This window comes from Bacillus sp. N3378-2at, assembly GCF_033412715.1.
GTDB lineage: Bacteria > Bacillota > Bacilli > Bacillales > Bacillaceae > Bacillus > Bacillus subtilis.
This window is the reverse complement of sequence record NZ_CP117986.1, coordinates 3145071-3155945: the sequence shown is the minus strand read 5'-3', so window position 1 is coordinate 3155945 and position 10875 is coordinate 3145071. Positions and strand designations below refer to the sequence as shown.

Annotated in this window: 9 protein-coding genes and 2 pseudogenes; 6 read left to right on the top strand and 5 right to left on the bottom strand. The window is 45.1% G+C overall.

From position 1 onward, the window contains the following. The first annotated feature begins 2 nt into the window (after positions 1–2). On the top strand, positions 3–1283 hold the full coding sequence (locus PUN35_RS16880) for a M16 family metallopeptidase (RefSeq protein ID WP_014481221.1): 1281 nt from the start codon (positions 3–5) through the stop codon (positions 1281–1283). Continuing rightward, complete coding sequence (gene albG / locus PUN35_RS16875) at positions 1280–1981, top strand: antilisterial bacteriocin subtilosin biosynthesis protein AlbG (protein ID WP_014481222.1); 702 nt, start codon at positions 1280–1282, stop codon at positions 1979–1981. The genes PUN35_RS16880 and albG overlap by 4 nt, the downstream gene beginning before the upstream one ends. 5 nt (positions 1982–1986) lie before the next feature. On the opposite strand, the gene PUN35_RS16870 is transcribed toward albG, so the two are convergent. The 3 genes and pseudogenes from PUN35_RS16870 to PUN35_RS16860 form a co-directional block, all read right to left on the bottom strand. Then, positions 1987–3363 (bottom strand): YncE family protein, encoded by a 1377-nt coding sequence (locus PUN35_RS16870; RefSeq protein WP_014481223.1) that lies wholly within the window; start codon positions 3361–3363, stop codon positions 1987–1989. Between the two features lie 38 nt (positions 3364–3401). After that, positions 3402–4757, bottom strand: a complete 1356-nt coding sequence (locus tag PUN35_RS16865) for a YncE family protein (protein ID WP_014481224.1) — start codon at positions 4755–4757, stop codon at positions 3402–3404. Then, positions 4754–4984: pseudogene (locus tag PUN35_RS16860) on the bottom strand (hypothetical protein). The gene PUN35_RS16865 and the pseudogene PUN35_RS16860 overlap by 4 nt, the downstream one beginning before the upstream one ends. 2 nt (positions 4985–4986) lie before the next feature. Here PUN35_RS16860 and rapF point away from each other — a divergent pair. From rapF to PUN35_RS16845, 3 genes and pseudogenes are all read left to right on the top strand, one after another. Next, positions 4987–6132 (top strand): response regulator aspartate phosphatase RapF, encoded by a 1146-nt coding sequence (gene rapF, locus PUN35_RS16855; RefSeq protein ID WP_014481226.1) that lies wholly within the window; start codon positions 4987–4989, stop codon positions 6130–6132. After that, positions 6116–6235 carry a phosphatase RapF inhibitor PhrF gene (gene phrF / locus PUN35_RS16850; RefSeq protein ID WP_009968329.1) on the top strand — a complete coding sequence of 40 codons (120 nt, stop codon included), beginning with the start codon at positions 6116–6118 and terminating at the stop codon, positions 6233–6235. Before rapF ends, phrF begins: the two co-directional genes overlap by 17 nt. A gap of 97 nt (positions 6236–6332) precedes the next feature. Then, positions 6333–6760: pseudogene (locus PUN35_RS16845) on the top strand (YbaK/EbsC family protein). 64 nt (positions 6761–6824) lie between these two features. Here PUN35_RS16845 and speB read toward each other — a convergent pair. Together speB and speE are read right to left on the bottom strand one after the other, a co-directional pair. Then, a complete protein-coding gene (speB, locus tag PUN35_RS16840) occupies positions 6825–7697 on the bottom strand; it encodes an agmatinase (protein WP_003227545.1) in 873 nt (290 codons plus the stop codon). A gap of 60 nt (positions 7698–7757) precedes the next feature. Beyond that, positions 7758–8588, bottom strand: coding sequence for a spermidine synthase (gene speE / locus PUN35_RS16835; protein ID WP_003227543.1), 831 nt, complete (start codon positions 8586–8588; stop codon positions 7758–7760). A gap of 201 nt (positions 8589–8789) precedes the next feature. Between speE and PUN35_RS16830 the strand changes: the two genes are divergently transcribed. Continuing rightward, positions 8790–10865, top strand: a complete 2076-nt coding sequence (locus tag PUN35_RS16830) for a transglycosylase domain-containing protein (RefSeq protein ID WP_014481227.1) — start codon at positions 8790–8792, stop codon at positions 10863–10865. Positions 10866–10875: the final 10 nt, after the last annotated feature.

Genomic DNA, 10875 nt, shown 5'->3' with positions numbered 1-10875 from the left:
AGATGGAAAAGAAAGCCTTTTTTCAACAGCTGGATGAACGAACCGATATCAGATACACAGACAGCGGACTAAAAATATTCAGATTGAAATTCCCCCGCGCCCACCTGCGGCTGTGCAATGTAAAAATCGATTTTGGAAGCCGGGATGTATGTTTACGGGCAGAATCCGGTGATACACTGCTTCCGTATGGCACAGCGCATTTTTTAGAGCATCTTCTCTTCTGGCATAACGGCCGCAATCTGTACAGTGATTTTTTTGCGCATGGCGCGCTTTTAAACGCATTCACTACCTACACCGATACCAATTTCATGTTTACCTCATTACCGGATCGGCTCAGACAAACGATCCCCATCCTGCTTGATGCTTTATGGAACCACTCATTTGACAAGAAGATTGTCGCTCAGGAAAAAGCTGTGATTACAAGCGAAATTCAAACAGCACACCTTAACCATCAGCTCTCATATCATTATCAGCTGATCAGCATGCTTTCTCCCTCCTCACCAGCTGCCGTTTTCCCCGCAGGCAGAATCGAAGATATTGAGGCGCTGGACATCAGTGATTTACAAAAAGCCTATAAGGCTGCCTACCAAGCCCATCGGATGACGCTGTTTTTGATTGGGGGCTCAGAAAATACAGAAACGCTTTTGCCTCCTCACCTCCAGCTGGAAAAGCGTCCGGATTATCATTCTGAAAGAAAAATCATCCCGGCATGCCCTCCAGCCCTCTCACAAAAAATGGTGCTGGGTGATGAGGAGCGGATGGAAGATACCTGGACCGGCTTACAGATCGGCGCACTTCCCGGGCAAAACGATCTGTTGACGATAAAGCTTTATTGGGATATCGCGTCTCGTATTCTATTTCAATTAGATTCACCGTTTTTTCAAGAGATTCAGCAAACGTACCGCCTAGAAATCGATCGCTTGTCAGCCGAGACTTATATATATGAGGATGGCGGTTTCTTGATCCTTCACAGTCAAGGGACCCATTCTTCAGCTTATATCGATGTCGCATCATACTATGTCACGCAGCAGAAAGAACAGGTTACGTCCTGGCTTCAATACGGCAAGGACTCTTTGACAGACGCGATCATTTATGACAGCGATTATGTGCGTAAATGCTTCGAGTGGGCAGCCGAGTGTGGCAGGTGCGATTGCTCGTTTCTTGACATGTACCACATCATTCAAGATATGGATACGCAGGTTTTCTTGTCTCTCATTGATGCAATGGCATCTTCTAACAAAGCGATCATTCATGTTTCTCAGAAAGAGGCGATCAGACAATGAAAAAAAACACTGTCTTTACCCTTTTATTGCTGCTTATAGGTATGGCGGCTTATTCCTTCGGCTGGGTTCAGGCCGTGGCCGAAGCCGCCGCCCAATATGTACAGATGATCAACAATGACGCTGTGCGGCTCGGGCTGCTGGCTTGTACTGCTGCCCTCCTGATGCTGCCTGCTTTTCTCTATCTTCATTATGTCACCCAATCCGTGAAAAACATGACAGCAGCTTTTCAGAAACTCACACAGTCTCATCAAAGCTGCTGTGACTTTCAGCAACACAACTTGTGCAGCCGATATGCAGAAGACGTCAAATCGCTGCGTGACAGCTATAAAAACGTCCGCCAAACATACGTGATGGCTGCCGTGTTGTGCCAAGTCATCATATTCGGCTGCATGTTCGAAATCGTTAAAGCCGTCCCTTTCCGCCTTCATACGCCCCCTGCCCTTTCAATGGGACTTGCGATGCTACTGATCCTGTATTTATTGTTTTGCATGCGAACGTATTTGCGGCAGCTTTTCCGGCACGGCAGCCTGTTCAGAAAAGTGTTTGCGGGAGTGCTGGCAGCAGCCGGGATTTGGTGGATGCTCAGTTTCTCTATAAGTGAACTGCTGTTTCTGATTATCCTGGCTGCCATTCAGCAAATCGGATCATTTATTTATAAGCGATTCTCTTATCGCAGCACCGCTTCTCTTGATCTATAAAATAGCTACATCGCAATCGCAGACGGACCCGCGCCAACCGGAATCACCGTCACGGCTGTATAATCACTTGTGCGGTACACGGTCACAGCATTGTCGTTGGGCTGTGCCGCATAAATATACTGTTTGTCCGGCGTTACGGCGAGGTCAAAGGCGCCGGGGAGAGACACGTTTGCAATGATCCTCTGTCTGGCCGTATTAACTACATATAAGTTATTAATGAGAAACGGTTCACTATATGGCTCTAGAAAATAAGCTCTAGTACTATCGAGAGAAAATACAATCGTCATCAGCGTTTCAAATAAACGGCTGAAGTCCCCTCCCCTGCTTAATGGAGACAAACTAATCTCCGTTACACCTTTCGGCCACAACTCACCATTCAACACGTACGCAAAATTTCCAGCGTAAGGAGTTGCAATTAAACTGGGAAATTCAAATGAATCTATGATACTTTCTACCAACTGCCCAGTATTTACATCATATTTATCAACCGACCAACTGCTTCCATTAGCGGTATAGACATACTGTCCATTCGGATCAAGAGCAAAGTCTAAAGCGCCGGGTATCGGAATGACATCAATGACCGATTGAGAGGCCGTGTTAATCACATATATAGATCCGGCGGCCATCACGTATGCGAACTCATCTGTTGGATCAAATTCGATTTTTCTCGGCCCTCCTCCAACAGTAATGGTATTTATGATAGTTAATGTTTTATTATCAATCACTGAGACAAGGTTGGTATTTCCATGGAGGATATACGTGAATGCTTTATCGAAAGTAACGCCTAGATTAGTTGGCACAGCAGAAAACGGGATTGTTTTTACAACAGTGTTTAAATCTGCATCAATGACCGAAACCGTGCTGTCTCCAGTATTGGCAGTAAACACATATGATTGAGGGTCTGGCGATGGCGGTAAAACAAGTGTCCCGGCCACCGTAAGCGGACTGCCGTAGAAAGGCGGTACAATGAGAAGATCTTCCACTGTCATTTGACTAAAATCAGGACAGCGGTCAGACTGTGCTGCATAATAAACAACTTGATCAATCTCTTCGGTATGAATCACCGAAACAGCCCCGTCTCCTTGTCCATATTGATTTCGTACAGGCGACACACTGACAAGAAGCGTAATGGTCCCTTGTACTCTCACAGCATATCGAACACCGATATCTTCTGGTTCCGGCCCAGTCTGGATTAAGCAAGGCTCACTGATACAGGACAAATTGTCTGTACTCCATGTAACAGCCGCTGACGCTTCTGCCGAATCAACCTTGAAGCCCTCAGGGATATCTATCGGCACTTGAAACGGCGCTTCCCGGCTAATTTCCTCATCACAAAAACAGAAACAATTTTCCTGTAAAGCAGAAAGATCATTCTTTTTCATGATTTCACGTCCTTTTAGAAATGCACAACATGCAGCGGTTAAATCGTAATGGCACCCGGTGAAACCCCAAGAGATATCACAGTTTCCACAGAATAATCATCTGTGTTGTAAACAATGATGCTCTGCTCTATAAAACGAGTTGTATACAGAAAATCGCCATTCGGGGTAAACGCATAGTCTGTTGCTGATTGCGGAAGATTTCCAATTACACCTGCTCCATTCGGACTGACAGAATATAAATTGCCAGTGAAGCTGTCATGTAAATACACCTCTGATCCACTCGTAAACATTACATATAGCCCGTCAGGCTCCAGCTCTTGGGTATCCCTGATCGTAAACGTATTTAAATCAATAACCGTCAAATAATTGAATAAGAATTCTTGTTCTAATACATACGCATACCGCTCCGTAGAATCTGTTTCTATGGATGATACGATAAGCTCTCGTTCAATCGTTCCTAAGACTTCACCGGTAGATAAGTCCACTTTTTGCACTAACCCAAAATTAAGAACATAGGCGAACAACCCATTGGGGTCAATTGCAATATCAAAACCTTCTACAGGAATAGACCTCTCAACAGTCAACGTATCAATTCCAATCACATAAATGGCAGTACCGGTGAAAACATAAGCAAACTCATGATTAGGGATAAATCTAATCAATCGAGGCGGCTGATCCAGCAATATAGTTGCTGTCACTGTTAATGTGTCATAATCGATGACAGAAATCACATTATTGTTGGGATGTAAGACAAACACAGCGCTTTTATCTGGCGTAATTTCAATACCTGCCGGATTGTACGGAAGAGCAATCGTTGTCACAACAGTATGGGTGTTTGTATCAATCACAGAAACTGATTGATCATTTGGATTCGCTGTAAACGCGTAGACGGGTTCCGGCTCCGGTACAAGCACAATCGTCCCCGTCACCGATAAAGGACTACCGTAAAACGGCGGAACAACAACAAGGTTCTCAATCGTGATGTCACTGATATCCGGGCAATCATCCGGTTCATCGGAATAATAGACGACTTGATCGATTTCTGCATTGTGAATGACGGAAACAGCCCCGTCCCCTTGTCCATATTGATTTCGCACAGGTGAGACACTGACGAGTAGCGTAACGGTTCCCTGCAGGCGCACTGCAAATTGAACACCGACCTCATCAGGCTCTGGCCCCGTTTGAATTAAGCAACGGTCACTGACACAAGAAAGGCTGTCTGCATTCCACGTCACGTTTGCAACAGCTTCAGCCGGATCAACGACAAATCCTTCAGGTAACTCAATCGGCGCTTGAAACATGGCTTCTCGGCTTGCTTCTCCCTCACAAAAACATAAGCACTCTTCTTGTTCTGCTCCTGCTTTTTCTTTAAAGGAAAGCTTATTTTTTCTCATTCCTTCACTTCCTTTTCAGACATACACTGCTCACGCAGATATAACAGAATATGGAAGAGTAACGTGTTTGCTTGTACAAATTACTGAGGGTAAAAGCTTCTTTTTGAAAATATATCTCCAAACATGCGGTGTAACGAAAGAAAAAATTGCGGTTTTTTTGCGCTTCTCACAAGAATGTTGATGATAAAATATGACATATATAGAATTATGAAGGGAGGGATTTGCAAACGTGACAGGTGTCATATCTTCTTCTTCCATCGGAGAAAAGATTAACGAATGGTATATGTACATACGCCGATTCAGCATACCCGATGCAGAATATTTGCGACGAGAAATCAAGCAAGAGCTGGATCAAATGGAAGAAGATCAAGACCTTCATTTGTACTATTCACTGATGGAGTTTCGGCACAACCTAATGCTTGAGTACCTTGAACCGTTAGAAAAAATGAGGATTGAGGAACAGCCGAGACTGTCTGATCTGCTGCTTGAGATTGATAAAAAACAGGCTCGTTTAACTGGTCTGCTTGAGTACTATTTTAACTTCTTCAGAGGCATGTACGAGCTGGACCAGCGGGAATATCTGTCGGCTATTAAATTTTTCAAAAAGGCCGAAAGCAAGCTGATATTCGTTAAGGATCGGATAGAGAAAGCTGAGTTTTTCTTTAAGATGTCTGAATCTTATTACTATATGAAACAAACGTATTTTTCAATGGACTATGCACGGCAAGCATATGAAATATACAAAGAACATGAAGCTTATAATATAAGATTGCTGCAGTGTCATTCTTTATTTGCCACCAATTTTTTAGATTTAAAACAGTATGAGGATGCCATCTCACATTTTCAAAAAGCTTATTCTATGGCAGAAGCTGAAAAGCAGCCCCAATTAATGGGGAGAACTTTGTACAATATCGGGCTTTGTAAAAACAGCCAAAGCCAATATGAGGATGCCATACCTTATTTCAAAAGAGCAATAGCTGTTTTTGAAGAATCAAATATTCTTCCTTCCTTACCTCAAGCGTATTTTTTAATTACACAGATCCATTATAAATTAGGAAAAATGGATAAAGCTCATGAATATCATAGTAAGGGAATGGCTTATTCACAAAAGGCCGGAGATGTAATATATTTATCAGAGTTTGAATTTTTGAAATCTTTATACTTATCAGGCCCGGATGAAGAAGCAATTCAAGGATTTTTTGATTTTCTCGAAAGTAAAATGTTGTATGCTGATCTTGAAGATTTCGCTATTGATGTGGCAAAATATTATCATGAACGTAAAAATTTTCAAAAAGCTTCTGCTTATTTTTTGAAGGTGGAACAAGTAAGGCAACTTATTCAAGGAGGAGTGAGTTTGTATGAAATTGAAGTCTAAACTATTACTCTCTTGTCTGGCTCTAAGCACTGTGTTCGTGGCAACAACTATTGCAAATGCACCTACACACCAAATTGAAGTTGCACAACGAGGAATGATTTAACCGCCGTCCATCGGCGGTTTTTTTGTCCCCTCTTTACCCAGTCTCCCAATCCATGCTATGATTTTTTCAATAATCTTAAAAATAGTGGAAATGCAGCATGTCTCTAAAAAGTGTGAGAACCCACTTTACTCAATGGAATCGAGAAAATGATGTGACGGAGTTCGAAACGTCGAGTGCGACAGTTGAACAGGCAGCTGAGACAATCGGCGTAAGCCTGTCTAGAATCGCCAAGTCCCTGTCCTTCAGAGGGGAAGGAGATCAGGCGATTCTGATTGTGGCAGCCGGCGATGCCAAGATCGACAACAAAACGTTCAGGCAAACATTTGGCTTTAAAGCAAGAACGCTCTCTCCTAATGAGGTGCTGGAGCAGACAGGCCATGAAATTGGAGGAGTTTGCCCATTTGGATTGGCTCATGATCCTGAGGTTTATCTTGATGTATCGCTGAAACGGTTTGGGACTGTTTTCCCCGCATGTGGCAGAAGAAACTCCGCTATCGAGGAGGATTATCCGAATTTTCTATCTAAAAAGCGTGGATTGATTGTAAAGACTGGGAATAAAAAAACATCCAGACATCGTCTGGATGTTTACTTATTTCACAAACCCAAGCAGCATTTCACGGATGATTTTGCTGGCTGTGTTTGCCGTTTGCTCTGAGTGGTCGTATACCGGCGCGACTTCCACTAAATCAGCGCCCTTTACGTTTACCTCTGAACGCGCAATTTCATGGACCGATGCAAGCAGTTCTTTAGACGTGATGCCGCCGGCGTCAACCGTTCCTGTACCCGGTGCGTGTGCAGGGTCTAATACGTCAATGTCAATTGTGACATAAACCGGACGGCCCGCCAGCTTCGGAAGCACCTCTTTCAGCGGTTCAAGCACTTCAAATTTTGAGATGTGCATGCCGTTTTCCTTCGCCCATTCAAACTCTTCTTTCATGCCGGAACGGATTCCGAATGAATACACATTGTGCGGTCCGATCAATTCTGCCGCCTTACGGATCGGCGTGGAGTGAGAAAGCGGTTCTCCCTCATAATCAACTCGAAGATCTGTATGTGCGTCAAAATGGATAATCGCAAGGTCTGGGTATTTCTTGTACATCGCTTTAATGACAGGCCATGACACGAGGTGCTCTCCCCCCATACCCATTGGGAACTTCCCTTTTTCTAAAATGCTGTCCACGTACTCTTCAATCATATCCAGGCTTCGCTGCGGATTTCCGAACGGCAGCGGAATGTCGCCAGCGTCAAAGAAGTTCAAGTCAGCCAGATCGCGGTCTAAATATGGGCTGTATTCCTCAAGGCCGATTGACACCTCACGGATTCTGCTTGGACCAAAGCGTGAGCCCGGGCGATAGCTGACTGTCCAGTCCATCGGCATGCCGTAAAGAATGGCGTCCGCCTCTTCCCACTCGGGACGGCTCGCGATAAATACTTTTCCTGAATAAGCTTCATCAAATCTCATCTATAATACCCTCGCTTTCCTGTAAAAAAGCGCAAGATTCGCTCCTGCGCCATACCTTCATTATTTAATCAGGTCACTCACAAATTTCGGCAGAACAAACGCCGCTTTATGAATATCTTTTGTGTAATATTTCGTCTCAATATCGAAGAAACGGCTGTCTTCCACTGCAAGCGGATCATATTTTTTCGAGCCAATTGTAAATGTCCACAAACCGCTTGGATATGTCGGAATGTTCGCCGTATACAGCTTCGTAATCGGGAAGATTTCCTTCACGTCGCGCTGTACATTTGTGATTAATTCCGGTGTAAACCATGGGTTGTCCGTCTGTGCGACAAAAATGCCGTCTTCTTTCAGCGCTTTAGCGATTCCTGCGTAGAATCCTTTTGTAAACAGGTTTACAGCCGGTCCGACTGGTTCAGTCGAATCTACCATGATGACGTCATATTGATTTTCAGATTTTGCAATGTGCATAAATCCGTCATCTACCTGCACGTCAACGCGCGGATCATCCAGTTTGCCTGCGATAGAAGGAAGGAACTTTTTAGAGTATTCGATCACCTTGCCGTCAATGTCTACAAGTGTCGCTTTTTTCACGCTTGGGTGCTTCAGGATTTCTCTGATAACGCCGCCGTCACCGCCGCCGACTACAAGAACGTGCTCCGGATTTGGGTGCGTAAATAATGGCACATGCGCCACCATTTCGTGATAAACGAATTCGTCTTTTTCAGATGTCATCACCATGCCGTCCAAAAACAGCATGTTGCCGAACTCTTCTGTTTCCACCATTTCTAAATGCTGAAACTCCGTTTGTTCTGTATGTAACGTCTTGTTAACCTTCATCGTAATGCCAAAGTTTTTCGTCTGCTTCTCTGTGTACCAAAGTTCGCTCAATTGTCATCTCCCTTTCGAGGCTGTATTCATTTATTGTAAGCGTCTTATCAGCTTTTATTCTCGGTTGAAATCTCATTTTCACCTAAGGAAAAAGTATAGAGGATGGCGGGGAAAAAGTAAAGATGCGTCCTGTTCTGCGATGTTTAAAAACGATCTTTTTTTCTCATAATAGTAGAAACATAAAAAAAGGGGGAACCCGTTGTGGATGCAATGACAAATAAACGGCTGAGACTGACGCTGAAAACCGTTCGCGCCTTTATCTTTTTAGGGGCTTTTGCGGCCTTGGCGGCAGCTGCCGTGTTTATGACTGTCATTTTGATAGCCAAATACCAGGGCGCTCCCTCGGTGCAAGTGCCGCAATCCACGATTTTGTATGCGAGTGACGGCTCAAAGCTCGGGGAAACGAACTACGGCGAAAAGCGCTATTGGGTCCCCTTAAAGGACATGAATCCGACGATCGTAAAAGCGACAGTGGCGATTGAAGACCAGAATTTCTACGATCATCACGGCTTTGATTATAAACGCATGGCCGGCGCGGCGCTTGCTGACCTGAAAGCATTTGCCAAGGTTCAGGGTGCAAGCACCATCACCCAGCAATATGCCAGAAATTTATACCTTGAACACGACAAAACGTGGAAACGGAAATGGAATGAGGCGTTCTACACGATCCGTCTGGAACAAAACTATTCTAAGGACGAGATATTAGAAGGCTATTTAAATACGATTTACTACGGACACGGCGCCTACGGCATTGAAGCAGCTTCCCGCCTTTATTTCGGCAAGCATGCCAAAAACCTGACGGATGCGGAGGCGGCGCTTTTGGCAGGAATCCCGAAAGGCCCTTCCGGCTATTCACCGTATGTCAATGAGACGAAAGCCAAGGAGCGCCAGAAAACGATTGTGCGGATGATGGAAAAGCAACAGATGATCAGCCAAAAGAAAGCGGATGAATTGATCAAGGAACCTCTTTCCTATCAGCCTTTGAATAAACAAGTTTCCAAGAGAAAGGCTCCTTATTTCTACGACAATGCGATGAGAGAGCTGGAGAAAAAGCTCGGCATGACACGGGAGCAAATTGAAACGAGCGGGTTAAACGTCTATACAACGGTAGATAAACGGATGCAGCGCATCGCCGAGGAGACCATTACCGAAACGGTTAACGCGGGCTCTGACATTCAAGTCGGGTTTTCAGCCATTGATCCCCGCACCGGAAACGTTCTCGCCCTTGTCGGCGGCAGGGATTATCAAAAAAGCCCGTTTGACCGGACGACACAGGCGAAGCGCCAGCCTGCTTCGACGATCAAGCCATTGCTGTACTATAAAGCGATTCAGAGTGGATTTACGCCAGTCACTTTGATGAAAAGCGAAGAAACCGAGTTTCAAATTGATGCAAAGGGAGAAACCTATTCTCCAAGCAACTATAACGGATACTACGCCAACAAGCCGATTACGCTTCTGCAGGCGCTGGCGCTTTCCGACAATATTTACGCTGTGAAAACGCATCTTTTTCTCGGCACGAACAAACTTGTAAAGACGGCAAAGGAATTCGGCATTACCGCCCATCTTCAAGCACTGCCGTCCCTGGCACTCGGCACCGAACCCGTGCGTCCGATTGAGATGGTCAACGCCTATGCCATGCTCGCAAATGGCGGAAAGAAAATCGAACCGACTTTTATTTCAAGGGTAACGGACGCAGCCGGCCACGTGCTGTACGAAAACCCGAATCAGCATAAACAGGTGCTTGATGAAAAAGCCGCTTTTGTCACAGCGAGTATGATGACAGGCATGTTTGATACCGATTTAAATGGATATACGTCGGTTACGGGACGAACGATAGCCAACCGCCTGACAAGAACGTATGCCGGAAAATCAGGAACCACCAGCGCAGACAGCTGGATGATCGGCTTCAATCCGAAACTGGCCGCAGGTGTTTGGACCGGCTATGACAAAAACAGCACCATCGACTCGGTCGAAGAAAAAAGCTATGCTAAAACCATTTGGGCGGACTTCATGGAGAACGCGCTCAAGGGCGATCCGGAAACCGCGTTCAAGCCGCCAAAAGGCGTAACCGGTGTGTACATTGATCCGGAAACAGGCTACTCATCAGGTCCCGGCTGTGCCGCTAAGCATTACACATATTTTGTGAAAGGGACAGAACCCGCAAACGTGTGCTACGGGGCAGAACCCGCAAAACAAACAAAAGACCGGCTTCCATCCAAAGAAAAGCCTGCTTCCGAGAAAAAGTGGTGGGACAAATGGCTGGGGCGACATCATTGAAAATAACCCG